Annotated in this window: 13 protein-coding genes; 1 reads left to right on the forward strand and 12 read right to left on the reverse strand. The window is 65.6% G+C overall.

Going from position 1 to position 16,538, the window contains the following annotated elements; translation table 11 throughout:
• Positions 1–99: 99 nt before the first annotated feature.
• Positions 100–840 (forward strand): IclR family transcriptional regulator, encoded by a 741-nt coding sequence (locus L0M17_RS12215; RefSeq protein ID WP_241054240.1) that lies wholly within the window; start codon positions 100–102, stop codon positions 838–840.
• Between the two features lie 69 nt (positions 841–909).
• On the opposite strand, the gene L0M17_RS12220 is transcribed toward L0M17_RS12215, so the two are convergent.
• The 12 genes from L0M17_RS12220 to L0M17_RS12275 all read right to left on the reverse strand — a co-directional run bounded on the left by L0M17_RS12220 (position 910) and on the right by L0M17_RS12275 (position 16,512).
• Positions 910–1,728, reverse strand: a complete 819-nt coding sequence (locus L0M17_RS12220) for an enoyl-CoA hydratase-related protein (protein WP_241054241.1) — start codon at positions 1,726–1,728, stop codon at positions 910–912.
• A gap of 37 nt (positions 1,729–1,765) precedes the next feature.
• On the reverse strand, positions 1,766–3,868 hold the full coding sequence (locus L0M17_RS12225) for an acetate--CoA ligase family protein (protein WP_241054242.1): 2,103 nt from the start codon (positions 3,866–3,868) through the stop codon (positions 1,766–1,768).
• A gap of 38 nt (positions 3,869–3,906) precedes the next feature.
• Positions 3,907–5,055, reverse strand: coding sequence for an acyl-CoA dehydrogenase family protein (locus tag L0M17_RS12230; RefSeq protein ID WP_241054244.1), 1,149 nt, complete (start codon positions 5,053–5,055; stop codon positions 3,907–3,909).
• A 46-nt stretch (positions 5,056–5,101) separates the two neighbouring features.
• A complete protein-coding gene (locus tag L0M17_RS12235) occupies positions 5,102–5,869 on the reverse strand; it encodes an SDR family NAD(P)-dependent oxidoreductase (protein WP_241054246.1) in 768 nt (255 codons plus the stop codon).
• Between the two features lie 51 nt (positions 5,870–5,920).
• The gene (locus tag L0M17_RS12240; RefSeq protein WP_241054248.1) at positions 5,921–7,063 is read right to left on the reverse strand and encodes a thiolase family protein; all 1,143 of its coding nucleotides are present in this window, start codon (positions 7,061–7,063) and stop codon (positions 5,921–5,923) included.
• Between the two features lie 4 nt (positions 7,064–7,067).
• On the reverse strand, positions 7,068–8,528 hold the full coding sequence (locus L0M17_RS12245) for an NAD-dependent succinate-semialdehyde dehydrogenase (RefSeq protein WP_308196870.1): 1,461 nt from the start codon (positions 8,526–8,528) through the stop codon (positions 7,068–7,070).
• Between the two features lie 3 nt (positions 8,529–8,531).
• Positions 8,532–10,310 carry a thiamine pyrophosphate-binding protein gene (locus L0M17_RS12250; protein ID WP_241054250.1) on the reverse strand — a complete coding sequence of 593 codons (1,779 nt, stop codon included), beginning with the start codon at positions 10,308–10,310 and terminating at the stop codon, positions 8,532–8,534.
• A 44-nt stretch (positions 10,311–10,354) separates the two neighbouring features.
• Complete coding sequence (locus tag L0M17_RS12255; RefSeq protein WP_241054252.1) at positions 10,355–11,743, reverse strand: MmgE/PrpD family protein; 1,389 nt, start codon at positions 11,741–11,743, stop codon at positions 10,355–10,357.
• Between the two features lie 146 nt (positions 11,744–11,889).
• A complete protein-coding gene (locus L0M17_RS12260) occupies positions 11,890–13,203 on the reverse strand; it encodes an MFS transporter (RefSeq protein ID WP_241054254.1) in 1,314 nt (437 codons plus the stop codon).
• A gap of 200 nt (positions 13,204–13,403) precedes the next feature.
• Positions 13,404–13,778 (reverse strand): carboxymuconolactone decarboxylase family protein, encoded by a 375-nt coding sequence (locus L0M17_RS12265; protein WP_241054256.1) that lies wholly within the window; start codon positions 13,776–13,778, stop codon positions 13,404–13,406.
• A 52-nt stretch (positions 13,779–13,830) separates the two neighbouring features.
• The gene (locus tag L0M17_RS12270) at positions 13,831–15,327 is read right to left on the reverse strand and encodes an aldehyde dehydrogenase (protein WP_241054257.1); all 1,497 of its coding nucleotides are present in this window, start codon (positions 15,325–15,327) and stop codon (positions 13,831–13,833) included.
• A 45-nt stretch (positions 15,328–15,372) separates the two neighbouring features.
• The gene (locus L0M17_RS12275) at positions 15,373–16,512 is read right to left on the reverse strand and encodes an ABC transporter ATP-binding protein (RefSeq protein ID WP_241054258.1); all 1,140 of its coding nucleotides are present in this window, start codon (positions 16,510–16,512) and stop codon (positions 15,373–15,375) included.
• Between the last annotated feature and the right edge of the window lie 26 nt (positions 16,513–16,538).

The raw sequence follows: 16,538 nt of genomic DNA on the forward strand, positions 1-16,538 counted from the left end.
TCGAACCTTTGGGACGATGGGATGGGGTTCGAGAATCTGACCGCGTATACTTATATACGAAGAGTCGGCCTGAGAGTAACAGACGAAGGGCAGCAACCCATGTCATCAATTGTAAACAGCGGCGCAGCGGCCGCCGAGCATCGCACGGTAGGCCGGGTGATGACCATTCTCGAGCTTGTCGTCGCCAGCGGCGCGCGAGGCATGCGACTCGGGGACCTCGCGACTGCGCTGTCCGCCCCCAAGTCGTCTCTTCACGCACTGACGAAGGGGCTCGTGGCCACCGGCTATCTCCGGGAGGCCGACGGCGGTTATGTGGTGGGTCCCGCGATCTCGAGCCTGATCACCGCGGAGTCCCTGACCGCCCAGTTCGCCTACAAGCACATCCTGTCTGAGCTGGCTGGGCGCTGGAACGAGACGGCCATGCTCGCCACCCTCGTCGGGGACTCGGTGGTCTACCTCGACTCTGTCGAGCCCGACATGCTCATCCGTGCGATTCCGACCCTCAACAGACGCCTCGTCCTCTGGCCGCGCAGCTCAGGAAAGGTGTTCCTGGCCTTCATGGAGCAGAAGAGGTTCGACAGCTACATCCGGCGCCATCATCCCGAGCCCTCCGACGCCGACTATGTGCGGTCCGAAGTCGATCGAACGCGTGCGACGCACGTCGGGGTGAACATCGGCCAGTCGGGGCAGGACCACATCGGCCTGGCTGTGCCGATTTTCGTCGGCCAGTCTCCTGTGACGACCTCGCTTGCGATGGCCGGCCCGAGATCGCGCATGGAAGACCGAATGGACGAAATCTCGGCGGACATGCTCGCCGCGGCAAAGACGATCTCCGGCTGACCCGGCAAACCGGACTCGCTCAAGGAAAAGGGCCGCCGCAGCGAAATCGCCGCGGCGGCCCCTGATCCTTCAGCGTCCCTGGTACTCGGGGGTCCGCTTCTCGAGGAAGGCACGCATTCCCTCTTTCTGGTCCTGCGAGTCGAAAAGGATCTGGAATGCCTTGCGCTCGAGCAGCAGAGCGGTGTCGAGCGGCACGTCAGCTCCCGCACGAACCACCTCCTTGATGGCCGTGACGGCAAGCGGTGGCATCTTGGCGATGTGCTCGGCCATCTCGGTGGCGGCCTCAAGCGCTTTGCCCTCGGGGGCGATCTCCGAGACGAGGCCCATGGCGAGTGCTTCGTCGGCGTAGACGTGCTTGCCTGTCAGCAGAAGCCTCATCGCTTGGTAGCGTCCAACTGCGCGCAGCAGGCGCTGCGTTCCTCCGGCGCCGGGTATCACCCCGAGCAGTATCTCCGGCTGACCGAACCTCGCCCGCTCCGAGGCGATGATGATGTCGCAGCAGAGCGCCAGTTCGCACCCGCCGCCCAGTGCATATCCTTCGACGGCAGCGATCAGGGGCTTCGGGCAGGACCTAAGCACCGAGAACATGCGGTCCGTGACCTTCAGCGTGTGCTCCACGGGAGTGAGGGACTCCATCTCGGCGACGTCTGTGCCGGCCACGAAGGCATTCCCGGCCCCTGTAATCACAATTGCGCGCACGGCAGGGTCCGAGCCCAGGGCCTCGATGGCGCGGGCAACGAGCTCCTTCACCTCGATATTGAGGGCGTTGCGTCGCTCAGGGCGGTTGATCGTCACCTGCGCCACCCCGGGGGCAATCCGTGCTACGGCTACAGTGTCGGTTGACAGGTCCGCCAGGATCTCTCCGGTGGGAGCGTTGTCGATCGTCATGGTCTTCATCCTTCGTCTGGAAGATCCGGTGTCGGATTCAGCTGCGCGGAGAGCAGATGACGAGGCCGTCGACGGCTACCACGCCTTCTCCGTCTGGTAGGACGAGCAGGGGGTTGATCTCGGCTTCGGCGATGCCAGCTTGCGGATCGTCCGCCAGCTGGGACATTGAAACGACGGCCTGTGCCAGCGCCTCTGTATCACCGAGCGGGAGCCCCCGGTAGCCGCGGACCACGGCCAGGCCCTTGACCTGGGCGACCATGGAGCGGGCTTCCTCGATTCCGACCGGTGCTATGCGCACCGCGATGTCCCGATATAGCTCGGCCAGGATTCCGCCGATCCCCAGCACGACGACTGGGCCGACTTCGGGATCTCGACGGAAGCCTAGGATGACCTCTGCCAAGCCTGATTCCATCTTTTGGACGAGCACGCCGTCAATCTTGGCCGTGGGGTGCCGTGTGGCGACATTGCCCCGGATCCGATCGATCGCCTGCGTCAGCTCGTCAGTGTTGCGGATGCCCAAGACGACCCCACCGGCGTCAGTCTTGTGGGGAACATCGGCGGAAAGGACCTTGGCCACAACCGGGAATTCGTTGACGCTGTCGGCAGCCGAATCCGATTCGCGCACCACGATGGCTGATGCCGTGGGAATCCCGAGCGCCGCGAAGATCCCGGCAGAGTCGAGCTCGTTCGGGCGTCTGCCGTTCAGCCCCGCAACAGCAGAGGCCACGGCGGCAAGCGCTGCATGGTCGGATTCCGGTGCGGCGGAGGGGAACCGCCACTGGCTCCAGGCCCGAATTGCGTCGGCGCACGATTCCGGAGTGCGGAAGCCGGCAACCGCGGCTTTGCTGAGCCGTTCGAGTGCCTCCGGGGCGTGCGGAGCGAAGAAGGCCGCCAAGGGCTTGCCCTGCTTCCCCGCCTGGACCAGCGGCCCGGCGGAGATCTCAGGCTGGAACTGCGCCGAACTCCCCGCAATGGCGAGTACAAGGTCGCAGTGGTCGGACGCAACGAGCTGGTCGAGGACGGCCCCGTACACGTCGGCCCGGGTTCCGGCGTGGGTGAGGTCGGTCAAGGGGCCGCGCGGGATGTCGATCCCCTTATCGGCGAGGGAGCTGACGACGGCCTCGCTCGGTGGGACGACTTCGACCTCCATCGAGCCGAGGCGGTCCACGACGGTCGCCGCACCGCCGCCGGTGGTCGACATGACGGCGACACGATGGCGTTCGCTGGGGCGCCGACCTGCCAGCAGCGCGGGGAGCTCGAACATCGTCTCCAGATTGTCGATCCGCAGGATGCCATGGGCGCGGAAGAACGCGTCCGAGACTTCTGCGGAGCCTGCCATCGCCCCGGTATGGGACGCTGCCAGGCTGCGTCCTACGGCTGAGCGTCCGAGCTTGTAGGCGATGACAGGCTTGCCGGCCTCGATGGCGCGGCGCGCCGCAGATGCCAGTCGGGGAGCGTCGCGGATCGTCTCGAGGAAGAGGAGGATCGTGCCGGTCTCGGGATCGTCCACGAGCCAATCTGTGATCTCCCCGACGGTGAGGTCGCTCTCGTTGCCGATGGAGACGACCTTGGAGAAGCCCACACCACGTCCGAGGCCCCGCGAAAGCAGGCCACCGGTCATGCTCCCCGACTGGGAGATCACCGCCAGCGGACCGGGCTTGATGTCCAGCTGCTCGATGGCGGCGTTGACGCTGAGAGCGCTGGACGGCCTGGTGCTCAACACGCCGCTGCAGTTCGGTCCGAGGATCCGCACTCCGCCTTCCCGGGCGCGGGCCACCAGCTCCTCCTGCCTGCGCCTGCCTTCCGGGCCCGCCTCCGCGAAACCATCGGCATATATGGTGGCGACGGGGACGCCTCTCTCGATGCACTGCTCGATCGCCTCGGGCACCGCAGCCGCGGGAACCATGATGAACGCGTGATCGATCGTGTCCGGCACCTCGAGGAGGCTGGGATAGGCACGGTCGCCGAAGATCTCGTCCCGCTTCGGGTTGATCGGGACGATCTTGCCGCCGTACCCGTGGCGCCGAAGCGACCTCTGGGGGCGGGACGTGTGCTTATTCTCATCGCTCGACGCACCGACGAGTGCGATCACCCGTGGAGCGAACATCCCCTCGAAAACCCGGCGGTCCTGCTCGTTCAATCCTGATCCTTCGGGCAGCCTTGATAGTGTCTCGGTCATCACGAGCGCCTCTGGGAGAACCGGCGGTCAAAGACTGACTCGGCGATGCGGTTGAGAAGCATCTCGATCGTGCCGCCGGCGATCATCCATCCTCGGGTGCGGCGCAGGCAGTACTCGACGAGCATCTCGTCGCTGTACCCCATGCCGCCGAGCACCTGAAGAGCCTCGTTCGCCACGTCGAAGCCCGCACGGTTGCACATGACCTTCGCGATGGCCGTTTCCTCAGCGGACGGGAAACCTGTGTCCGCGTGCACTGCAGCCCTGTAGAGCAGGAGCTGTCCGGCATCGAGCTTGATCTTCATGTCGGCGAACTTCCACTGCAGACCCTGGAACTCGCACAGGGCTCGGCCGAACTGCTTGCGCACGAGGGCGTGCTCGCGGGCCCGCTCGTAGGAGTAGCGTCCCAGTGCGAGGGCTCGGGCACTGTTGCCGATCCGCTCGACATTGAAGCCGCTGATCTGCTTCTTGAACCCTCCCGGGCCGAGGAGGACGTTCTCCTTAGGGATGTAGACGTTGTCGAAGAAGATGGGGTTCCAATCCTCCCCGCCCATGAAGCTCGCCGGTGAGCCGAAGTTCAGGCCCTCGGTGTCCCGTTCGATCAGGACCGACCCGATCCCGTCGATGCCCGGCCCGAACCTGACGTAGACCAGGAACACGGAGGCGTGCAGCCCGTGGGTCGTGAAGATCTTCGTGCCCTTGATCCTGTACCCGTCCCCGTCAGGGGTGGCTGTGGTGGTGAGTTCGGTGACCGCCGAGCCGGCGTCGGGCTCGGTCATCGCGACGCAGATCAAACCCGTGCCATCGAGCAGCGGCTCCAGGAAGCGCTCCTTCTGACCCGGGGTGGCAAAGTTCGCGAGCACCCGCAGCGCTCCGAAGTTACCGGCCTGGATGACGTCGGCGCTGCGGGGGCATACGGCCGCGATCTCTTCGATGGCGATCACGGCGTCCATCAGGGATCCGCCCCCGCCTCCGTCCTCCTCGTCGACCGTGATCCCGATCAGGCCGTTGTCCGCCATCTTCTTCGCGACGTCCCAGGGGTAGTCGCTGCTGTGAGCGCGCTCCCGTGCTCCGGACGCGAGTTCGCGTTCTGCGAACGCGCGAACCATCTCGCGGAAGTCCTTCTGCTCTGTGGTGAGTTCGAAGTCCACCCGTTTCTCCTTCGTTCAGTAGCTCAATGTCGTCGGCACGTCTGCGTCACCGCGGTGGCATGCGGATGGCCCCGTCGAGACGGATCGTCTCTCCGTTGATGTATTCGTTCTCCAGCAGCGACACCGCCAGCTGGGCGAAGTCCTCCGGGTTGCCCAGTCTGGAAGGATGCGGGACGGCAGCGGCGAGGCCGTCGCGTATGTCGCTGCGAAGCCTGGCCAGCATCGGGGTGTCGAATGTCCCGGGAGCAATGGTGTTGACCCGGATCCCGCGGCTGGCCAGATCCCGCGCAGCCACCAGGGTCAGCCCGTGTACGGCCGCCTTCGATGAGGTGTAGGACGCCTGTCCGATCTGCCCATCGAACGCGGCGACAGATGCCGTGAGCACAATCGCACCCCTATCGCCGTCCGCGACCTCGTTGCCGGCCATCCGCGCTGCGCTGAGACGGAGCACGTTGTACGTCCCGAAGAGGTTGATCCGGACGACGTTCTGGAAGCTGTCGAAGTCTCCGGGCTTGCCTTCCTTGTCGACGATCCGAAGCCGGTCTCCGCCGCGGCCGGCGCAGTGCACGACCGCCCGCAGCGGCCCCTTCTGCTCCGCTGCATCCAGTGCGGCGGACACCTGGTCCTCGTCGAGGATGTCGGCGGGGACGAACCTCGCCTTCTCCCCCAGTCGTTCGAGTGCCTCGTCGCCCGGAGAACCGGGCAGATCCAGCAGTACGACGCTTGCGCCTCTGCCCACGAGACGTGCAGCGGTCGCGAAGCCGAGGCCGGACGCACCGCCGGTGACGAGCGTCGATGTTCCCTCGAGTTGCAAGAGTGGATCCTTCCGAAGTCGATGAAGCCGGACGCGCCAGGCGCCCGGGTCTCAGTTTGCGAGCTCGACGAGTGTGGCGTTCGCAGTGCCGCCGGCCTCGCAGATGGCCTGCAATCCGTACCGGATGCCGTTGTCGCGCATGTGGTTGATCATTCGGGTCATCAGGATTGCCCCTGACGCGCCCAGAGGATGGCCGACGGCGATGGCCCCACCGAGCGGGTTCAGCCTGGCTGGATCGGCACCGGTCTCGGCCAGCCAGGCCAGCGGGACCGTGGCGAACGCCTCGTTGACCTCGTACACCCCGATCTCCTCCAGCCGGACGCCGCTTCGCTTGAGGAGCTTCGCCGTCGCCGGAATGGGTGCCGAGAGGACCAGGGTCGGGTCATCTCCGGCAACGACACCGGAGTGCAGCCGCACGATCGGGGTGAGTCCGAGCTCGGCGGCACGCTCGGGCGTCGTCACAATGACGCCCGCGGCCCCGTCAGAGATCTGTGAGGCGTTGCCGGCCGTGACCACGCCGTCCTCGCGGAAGGCGGGGGAAAGCCCGGCGAGTGCCTCGAGTGAGGAGTTGCGCCGGATTCCCTCGTCGGACAGCAGTTCAGGTGCTGCGGGGACGGGGATGAGCTGCCGGTCGAATGCGCCGGAATCCGTGGCGGCGGCGGCCTTGGTGTGGGACCCGAGAGAGAACTCGTCCAGAGCCCCGCGGGCGAGACCCCAGCGCTCGGCCATCATCTCCGCGCCGGGCCCCTGCTCGAAGCCGGCGTGGTGATAGCGGGCGTTCATCCCTGGCCCGTAGGGCTCCCCGACAGCGCGTGTGGAGCCGATCGGGACGCGGGTCATAGATTCGACGCCCCCCGCGATGACGAGGTCGTATCGGCCCGACATCACGCCCATGGCGGCGAACTCGATCGCCTGATGGCTGGACCCGCAGGCGCGGTTGATCGTCACCCCGGGAATCGATTCGGGCCAGCCGGCGGCCAGCAGGGCGAATCTGCCGACGTTGCCCGACTGGTCGCCCAGCTGGGTCACGCAGCCCCACACCACGTCGTCGATGTCCTCGGGTTCCAGGCCTGTGCGGTCGAGCAGGCCGTTGAGCACGTGGGCGGATAGGTCTACCGGGTGGACGTGGGCCAGCGAGCCCTTTCGCTTCCCGATCGGTGTGCGGGCCGCCTCGACTATGACTGCTTCGCGCATTTGCTCAGATCCCGCCCATGCAGAGGTACTTGACTTCCAGGTAGTCCTCGAGGCCGTAGTGGGACCCTTCCCTGCCGATCCCCGATTCCTTGATGCCCCCGAACGGCACGGCCTCATTCGCCATGAGCCCCACGTTGAAGCCGACCATGCCGGTCTCGATGGCTTCGCCCATCCGCCAGATCCGGCCGATGTCGCGGGTGTAGACGTAGGCGGCCAGGCCGAGCTCGGTATCGTTGGCGGCCTTCAGGACCTCCTCCTCGTCCGTGAACCGGAAGATCGAGGCGAGCGGCCCGAACGTCTCCTCGTGGGACACCCTCGACTCGGGGCTGACGTCGACCATCACGGTCGGTTCGAAGAAGGAGCGCCCCAGGGCATGCCGCTTCCCGCCCGCGATGACCCGCGCTCCCTTGTCTACCGCATCCGCGATGTGCGACTCGACCTTCTCGACGGCATTCGTGTCGATGAGGGGTCCCATTGTCACAGCCGGATCCGCTCCGTCCCCGACGACCAGGGACTTGACCCGTTCGGCGAGCCTGGCGGAGAACTCGTCGTAGACGGCGTCGTGGACGTAGAAGCGGTTCGTGCCCACGCAGGCTTGGCCGGAGTTGCGGAACTTCGAGGCGAGCGCGCCTTCGACTGCCTGGTCGAGGTCGGCGTCGTCGAAGACGATGAAGGGTGCGTTGCCGCCGAGCTCGAGCGCGAGCTTCTTGATCGTGCTCGCGCTCTGCCCCATGAGGATCCGTCCGACTTCCGTGGAACCGGTGAAGGAGAGCTTGCGCACAGTCGGGTTCGTCGTGAGCTCGAGCCCCATGTCCTTCGAATGTCCGGTGATGACGTTCAGGACGCCCTCCGGGATCCCTGCCCGTGCCGCCAGCTCTGCAAGCGCGAGGGCCGAGAAGGGGGTCTCGGTGGCCGGACGCACGATCATCGTGCATCCGGCCGCGAGGGCCGCAGCTGCCTTCCGCGTGACGATGGTGTTCGGGAAGTTCCACGGCGTGATGGCAGCGCACACCCCGATGGGCTGCTTGATGACGACGACCCGGCGGTCGTGTGCGGGTGGGGGCAGCGTCTCTCCGTAGGTCCGCCGGGCCTCCTCGGCAAACCACTCGATGAACTGGGCCCCGCTCACTACTTCCGCGAGAGCCTCCTTGTGCGGTTTACCCTGCTCGGCGGTGAGTATCCGCGCCAGGTCGTCGCTGTTCTCGATGATGAGGTCGAACCAGCGACGCAGGAGCCGGCCCCGTTCCTTGGCCAGCAGTCCGCGCCATGCGGGCAGAGCCTTCTCGGCTGCTTCGACGGCGCGCCGGGTCTCCTCTGCTCTGAAGAACGGCACGGATCCCACCTCCTCCCCCGTTGCCGGGTTGAGGACGGCCACTGATTCGCCGGAATCCGCAGCAATCCATTCCCCTCCGACACGGCAGGACTGCCGGAGGAGAGAAGGGTCTGTGAGTCGCAGTTCGGCCACGGGTTACTCTCCTGCCGGGGTCTCGACGGGGCCGGGCCGCCACGTCTCGTTGAAGTTGGCCGGGTACGGGTACCAGATAGCCCGGTACTGGGGCGTCTCGAGTTCGGTCTCGACGTTGATGAGGGTCGGCTGGCCCGAGTCGATGGCCTTTTCAAGCGCCGTCCTGTATTCGTCGGCCTTCGTGACGCGGATCGCGTTGGCCCCCATGGCTTCGGCCATTGCGGCGTAGTCGGGTCCCCACAGCCCTTCCTCGTCGGCCTTGCGGTAGTCGCACATGGACTCCCGGCCGTAGACCTTGATCATCGTTTCGCGCTCGATCTGGAAGGACCTGTTGTCCATGATCACCCAGACGATGGGGAGGTTGAGTTCGACCGCGGTCGGGACGACAGTGGCCCGCATCAGGAATGCGCCGTCGCCGAGGAGTGCTATGACAGGGCCGTCGTTGCTGGCAATGCTCGCACCCAGCGCGGACGCTGCGCTCCAGCCCATCCGGTGCATGAAGCCGGAATGGGCCACATGCCGTGAGGAGGCCGGCATGAACGAGGGACCGAAGCTGAGCAGGTTGCCCGTGTCGAAGTGGATCGAGGCGTCGGGGCACTTCTCCGCCACAACCGCCGCCGTATCCCAGGTGACCCGCGCATAGTGCAGAGGCGCGATGTCAGAAGTGCGCATCCCTTCGGTCTCCGCCAGCCACTCGTCCCGCTTGGATGACAGGAGCGAGGTCCATTCGGTCCGCTCCGTGATCCCGGCTTCCCGAGCGCTGGCGGTGAGCGCTTCCAGGGCCAGGCGGGCATCCGATGTCATCGCAACGGCAGTCGGGTACGCACGGCCGAGCTCGGTAGTGTCGATGTCGATGTGGATGAGCTTCGTGTTCTTCGGAATGTCGAACAGCGTCCAGCCGCCCGTGTCGATGTCGGTGAAATGCGTTCCGATCGCGACCACGACGTCACTGTTCCGGGCAGCGTAGTTTCCCTGGCCCGTCCCTGCCCGTCCGATGCAGCCCATGGACAGCCTGTGGTCCTCGGGAATCGCGGCCTTCCCCGTCGGGGTGGTGAGCACGGGGATGCCGGTCGTCTCTGCGAACTCCAGGAGCGCCTCGTACGCCCCCGAGTTCGCGATTCCGCTCCCGACGACGACCGAGGGTCGCTCCGCCGTGTTCAGGAGATCCACGGCCTCGGCGATGCCCTGAGGGTCGGCAGCCGGCCGGCGGCTGACCATGTAGGGGCGGGGGTCCGGCAGGTCATCGGAGATGAGTGTGTTCTGGATGTCGAAGGGAATGGCCATCACGACGGGGCCCGGGCGTCCGGAGTGCGCTGTCTGGTAGGCGCGGAGGAACATGTCGATCACCGTGTCGGGACGCGTGGCCATCAGCGACTTCTTGGCAATGGGCCTCATCACGCCGGCCCAGTCCTCCGGGCTGTCGCGGTAGAACTCCTCGATCCCGCCGCGGTCGAACCAGTGGGTGGCGCCAACGCCAGCAAGGATCAGCATGCCGATGGACTCGTAGTACGCGGACGCGATCGGTGGAACAGTGTTCATGTTGCCGGGGCCGACACTGGTCGTCACGATGGGCAGGGGCGCGGTGCGCTTGCGCCGCCAGTAGCCGTCGGCGAGTTCCACCGCGTGGTCCTCGCTCCGGACGGCGACGCTTCGGATGTTCGACTCGTGCACGAACGCGTCAAGCAGGGCCCAGTTGCCGTGGCCGTTCAGACCGAATACGACTTCGGTGCCCATCTGCTCCAAGAGGCGTGCGATTGCCTGAGCGACAGTGATTTGTCCCATGAACTTCTTCCTCAATCAGTTACGAACCGACCCTTTGTGGGCGGTTACTGGACGTTGGTTGCGAGCCGGCTCTCGAAGAGACCCGCGGCCGTCGGGATCGATGCCGCCGAAGGGAGCGAGTCGATTCGCTGGAGCGCATCGAAGAGTTCCCGGGCTTCGTCGTCGGAATGCGTCTCGGCGGTGCATTCCCGGAACTTGCCCCACATCTGCTCCCTGGTCAGGGGCTCGCCGGCCTGGCCGGGGACGGTGAGGATCGGCCCGCTCTCGATCACCTCTCCGCTGCGGAGGGTCATCTTGACCGATTCGTAGGTCGAGAACACCGGGTCGCGCTCGTCAACCTCGTCTATGGGGATGAGCTTGACCTTCGGGTAGAAGGCCTGGAGGTCAGCCTGCTGGACCACCTCGTCGGCGAGTTCGGGCACCCCCATCTTCCCGAGGATCACGGCGGCTGCGATGCCGAATTGGCCGCTGAACTCCGCCTCATACCGCGTCTGGGGCCGGTCGTAGACGAGGACCGTCACCTGTCCGCGACCCATGCGGACCTCGACCGATTCGACGTCCTCGGGATCAATCTTGCGGCCCTCGAGCATCTTGACGGTTGCGTTGAAGGACCGGTGCAGGAAGTAGCAGGTGGGGTGCAGCTTGAACTGGATCTTGTGCTTCGGCAGGTACCACTCTTTTCCGAGCCTCGAATCGGACGTCAGGTCCGGCGTGCGCTCGGTTGAGAACGCCATGAGGAAGCCCTGCTTGTTCTCGATCGCGTCCGGCCCGGCAGTCATGCCTGCAGCCGCCAGCCGAGCCGCCTCCAGGCCGAAGCGGGCCGCCATGCCCGCGTGGTAGCCCTTCATCATGGATCCGAAGTTGGAGAAGATCCCTCCTGCATGGCTTCCCGCGATGGCCACTGCTGCCGCGGCACGTTCCGCCTGAAGCCGATGGAGCACCGCACCTGCGGCGGCGACTGCCATGACGCCGAAGACCGACGTGGGGTGCCACCCCTTGGCGTGGTAGCCCCGGTCGCGCCGCCACAGTTCGCACCAGACTTCGTAGCCGGCGACGTAGGCGGTCATCATTTCCTGCCCGGTCGAGCCGAGGACCTCGGCCTCTGCGAGGATCGCGGGAACGAGGACTGTGCTGGGATGCCCGGACATCGACTGATCGTCGTAGTCGAGCGAGTGCGCGATCGCACCGGCGAGCAGCGCGGCGCTCGGCGCTGCGACTCGGAGATCCGAGAGGCACGCTCGGGCCTCCGCAACCCCTGACGGCTCAACGAGCGTGGTCTGCACGATTTCCGCGACAGGCTGGTCCATCCCGACCATGACAACCGCCACGGTGTCAGTGAAGGCGTCGCGAACCATCGGAAGGACCTCGAGGGGCAGATCCTCGTACTTCACGTTCGCCAGGAACTGGCCGATCTCGGCCGTCAATGAGCTCACGCTTCTCCTTTGATCACGTTCTTCGCTTGGTGCCACCAGCGCCAGCGCTCGTGCTCAACGCCCGGAGGATGAGTTTGGCCTTGGCGGTGTTCACGATTACGAACATACATTCAGCATTACCAACGAAGAATGTACTCAGCCGGGTCTTATTCGTCAAGCGACGGCCCTGAGTGGGGCCCTCGCCCAGACGACGTCAGAGTCGGCGCACCACCGCCTTGGGACAGTTCAGCCGGAGACCGACGCTGTTCGCCGAGCCCCCAGCGCACCCCGAGGGTTCCCCCCACCGTCAAAATGCCCGCGCCGATCACTGCCGTCAGGGTCGAGGCGTGGTCCGAGGCGAATCCGAGTGCAAGTCCAGCCAAGGGCCGGATCCCCGAGAAGGCCATGATCCACACCGCCATGACCCGTCCCAGGAAGGCGGCAGGGGATCGCTGCTGGACAATGATGCTGAAAGCGGTGATCCCGGTGACCATGCTCGCTCCAGCGACGACTAGCATTGCGGTCGCGAACGGCAATGATGGCGCAATCCCTATCGCCGTCATGGACGCCCCCAGAAGGAACATCGCCAAACACCCTGCTGTCCCAGGCCGGCAGTACCGGCTGCAGACCCTGAAGCCGACTACGCCGACAAGGCCTCCGACACCGAAAGCCCCAGTCACCCATCCGGCCCCAGGCGCCCCGATCCCCAGCACGTTAGCGAGGGGAGGAGCCAGTGTGATCGCCGATTCGGATCCGACGCCGATGACCGCAACCCCTGAAAGCACAGCCAGCAGAGGCCGGTCTGCGCGCAAGTACCTGACGACGCCTCCGAGCCGGTGCTCGTGGGCGGTGTCGCTGCCCGGAGAGCCGAGCCGTCGGATGAAGAGGAAGATGACGGCCGCGCCGAGGCACGCACCGCCGACGATGGCGAGGGTTGGTACGGAGCCCAGAGCGGACGCGAGACCGGCCCCGGCAATGGGCCCAAGCGTTCGGGCCAAGGCCGTCGGAAGGAAGTTCAACGACATCGCTCTGGCCCGTTCGCTCGGGGCAGAGAGCCGCGGCGGGACGGCCTGCATGGCCGACGAGGCGAGCGCGATGCCTATCCCACTGACGGCCGATGCCGTCAGCAGCGGTATCTGCACCGGAACGGCATTCGCTGTCTGTGGGATTCCGATCCAGAGGGCGAGCCCGATGCAGCCTAGGCCTGAGCAGATTCCTCCGCTGACGATAGGCAGCTGTGGACCGCGCTTGTCGGCCATACTCCCACTCAGCAGCGCAAGGCAGAGCTGTGGCAGAAGCTGCGCCGCGGTCACAGCGCCCACCCACGCAGCTGAGCCTGTTCGCTCGTAGGTCAGGACCACGAAGAGCATGGTCTGGGCCCAGAACCCGGTGACCAGGACGACCTTCCCTGCTAGAGCGGAGCCGAACTCGGGATGGAAGATGAGCTCGATCGTGCTCCTGGGCGCTCCGTGCTCTCTCACGGGCGCGCCGATGGTATTTCGGGCATGCAGAATCCCCCTGTTGATGTTTGCCGGACGCGGCTCCCGCGGATGGCAACTTCAACAGAAGGTCAGCCGAGAGCCTGTGGGCGCTGACGTTTCATGAACCAGCGGGCCGGGAAATGGACTCCGCGCGCTCTCGGGGGCGCGGAGCCATCTCCCTTCGCCGCGTCAGGAGTGAGCTATTCGGACTCGCCGATGATGCCGCTTGCGACCTTGAAGGCCGCAAGCCCTGCGGGCATGCCTGCGTAGACCGCCACCTGCAATAGGCATTCTTGGATCTCTGCCGGCGTGAGCCCGTTCACGAGGCCGGATCGGATATGGCCGGCAAGTGCATCAGGCCGGTTCATGGCCGCCAGCATGCCGATGTTCAGGATGCTCCGGCTCCGCCGATCCAAGCCAGGTCGCCCCCAGATCTCGCCCCAGCAGTACTCCGTGACCAGATCCTGGATGGGGCGGGAGAAATCGTCGGTCTCGGCTTGGATCCGGTCGACGACGGCGTCGCCGTTGACTTCCCGGCGGATCCTGAGGCCTTCTTCGTAGCGGTTTGCGTTCATCCGCGTCCCTTCTGACTGCCTGGTTTGGCGCTTGGATGCCGTGGGGATGCCGTCATGCGTCAACGGCGTGGGCTTCCTGCCCCTCGTTTTCCAGCCCGATCGCGAAGTCATATGGCAGTCCGTATGACTTGGGTTCGACATAGGCCTCGAGACCCTCGTACCCGGCTTCACGTCCGATGCCGCTGTCCTTGAACCCTCCGACTGGCGCGTGGAATCCGGCCGAGTTGCCGTTTATCTCAACTGTGCCAGTACGAATGCGAGAAGCGATTTCCACTCCGTGGTCGAGGTCACTGGTGAACACAGCGCCGTTCAGCCCGTACGGCGAATGGTTTGCGAGGTCCACGGCCATGTCCTCGTCGTCGTAGCGCAGCACCGCGAGAACTGGTCCGAACACCTCCTCGAGCGAGATCCGCATGTCCGGGGTGACGTCTGTGAATACGGTGGGATCGACGAACCATCCCCGATCCACAGGTGCTTCGCCGCCTCCGACGACAGGGGTGGCTCCCTCGTTCTTTCCGGCCTCGATGTAGCCTTGGACCGAGTCCCGCTGGCGTGAGGTCACCATCGGTCCGATCTGGGTCGCGGGATCGTGGGGATCGCCGACCGGCATCGACCCGAGGAGGCTGCGCAGACGGTCGATGAACTCGTCGTGGCGGCGGTTCGAGACCAGCAGCCGGGTTTTCAGGCTGCAGATCTGTCCGCTGTTGCGAAGGGATCCGAGCCGTAGGGCCTCGACGGTCGCATCCAAGTCGGCATCATCGAGGATCACCGCGGCCGACTTCCCTCCCAGCTCCAAGGTGGCCCGGGTTAGGTTCTGACCGCAAATGGACGCGAGTCGACGCCCTACACTGGTTGATCCTGTGAAGGTCAGCTTGTCCACGCCTTGATGGCTGACCAGGTACTCGCTCACTTCCCGGCTTGCAGGTAGCACATTCAGCACGCCCTGCGGGAGCCCAGCCTCATGGAAGAGCTGGGCCAGGGCCAAGGTAGTGAGAGGGGTTTCTGATGCCGGCTTGAGCACCACGGTGCAGCCGGTCAGCAGCGCAGGGGCGACCTTCTGGATGGCGACGGTCAATGGCACATTCCAGGGGACCACTGCTGCGACCACACCGACGGGCTCCCTCGTCACGAGCGCGCTGCCGGAGGAGGATGTCCGGATGTCTCGGAACGGGAAGCTTTCCACCAGTTCGAGGTAGGAATCGAGCAGGGAGAGAGGGGCGCCTACCTGGATGGCCACGGACTGAGTTATCGGGCTGCCCATTTCATCGGTGATCAAGGAGGCGAGGTCTTCGCGGCGTTCGGCGATGGCATCGCGAACCCGGCGAAGAATCGACGCCCGCTCCTGCACCGACATCCTGGGCCAGGGCCCGTGGGAGAACGCCTTCCGTGCCGCGGCGACGGCGAGGTCCGCATCTGCTCTGGAGGCCGCGGGAGCCGATCCGATGACCTCCTCGGTGGCAGGGGACACGACGTCGATCCGATCGGAGCTCGCCGGCTCCATCCATTGCCCGTCGATGTACAAGGTGTCGTAATTGCGCGTTAGTGTCATCCTTCTCAAATCCTTCTGTTCCCGCTGATGTCGTTTCCGTCCGCGCTAGTGGTCAACCAGCTGCTCCCCCTGGTAGAGCAGCGCCGTGGCCGCGGGGGTGCGGACCCGCACGTCCTCTCCGGGTTCAAGGTGTGGGTCTTCGGCGTGCTGGGCATACCAGAGCCTGCCGTCGATGTCGATGACGTACTGCCTGCGCCCCCCTTCTCCGAGCACGACCTGGGCGATCGTCCCCTCAACCTCGATGTCACCGGGATTCAGGTCGAGTCCTGCGGCATTCCTGCGGACATGGGTGTCCCGGGCGCGCACGAACAGCTGGAGCGGCTGCTCGCCCGAGACGGCCGCCGCGAGCGACTCGCTTCCAATAATGAGCCCGTTCTCGTGCCGAAGCCTGTGGCCGTCCGTGGTGACCGTCAGACGGTTGCGCACGCCGAGGAAGTTCGCCGCATACGGTGAGACGGGCCGGGCGTACACTTCCGCTGGCGGACCCATCTGTTCGATGCGGCCTTCTCTCATCAGCACGACCCGGTCACCCATCTCGAGGGCTTCTTCCTGGTCGTGGGTGATATGGATGGCTGTGTAGCCGAGAGCTCTGTGCAGCCTGAGGAGCTCGCTTCGCAATGAGACTCGGAGCAGCGCATCGAGCGCGCTGAGCGGTTCGTCGAGCAGCAGGACCTCCGGCTCGTAGACGAGGGCGCGCGCCAGTGCGATGCGCTGCTGCTGGCCACCGCTCAGCTCGGCAGGCAGACGCTTCGCAAGGGCTGTGCACTCGAGCGCCTCGAGGACCTTCGCGACCCGTTCGCGCCGCTCCGCCTTCGGGACTTTGCGCATCTTGAGCGGGTACTCGACGTTCTGCTCGACCGACATGTGTGGCCAGAGGGCATAGTTCTGGAAAACCATCCCGACGTTGCGGGTGTTCACCTTCTTATCGATGGACTTTTCGGCGTCGTACACCGCGTTGCCGCTGATGCTGATGGTCCCGGCGGTGGGGCTTTCAAGGCCGGCGATACAACGGATGAGGGTCGACTTCCCGCACCCGCTCGGGCCCACTATCACGACGTACTCGCCTCGCTCCACCTCAAGATTGAGGTCTTGGATGGCGTCGACAGTGCGACCCTTGGCGATGAAGGATTTGCCAATCCCCACTAGGGAGGCGCTGATGGGCCTGGCGTCCTCAGCCCCGTCCACGGCTGCGATTCTCTCCTTGACGCGTG

The sequence above is a fragment of the Sinomonas terrae genome (assembly GCF_022539255.1).
GTDB lineage: Bacteria > Actinomycetota > Actinomycetes > Actinomycetales > Micrococcaceae > Sinomonas > Sinomonas terrae.

Bases quoted from the DNA above. Each gene is read 5' to 3' on its own strand.
- L0M17_RS12215 (WP_241054240.1), top strand. From the start codon at position 100: ATGTCATCAATTGTAAACAGCGGCGCAGCGGCCGCCGAGCATCGCACG.
- L0M17_RS12220 (WP_241054241.1), bottom strand. From the start codon at position 1,728: ATGACGATCGACAACGCTCCCACCGGAGAGATCCTGGCGGACCTGTCA.
- L0M17_RS12240 (WP_241054248.1), bottom strand. From the start codon at position 7,063: ATGCGCGAAGCAGTCATAGTCGAGGCGGCCCGCACACCGATCGGGAAG.
- L0M17_RS12250 (WP_241054250.1), bottom strand. From the start codon at position 10,310: ATGGGACAAATCACTGTCGCTCAGGCAATCGCACGCCTCTTGGAGCAG.
- L0M17_RS12265 (WP_241054256.1), bottom strand. From the start codon at position 13,778: ATGAACGCAAACCGCTACGAAGAAGGCCTCAGGATCCGCCGGGAAGTC.
- L0M17_RS12270 (WP_241054257.1), bottom strand. From the start codon at position 15,327: ATGACACTAACGCGCAATTACGACACCTTGTACATCGACGGGCAATGG.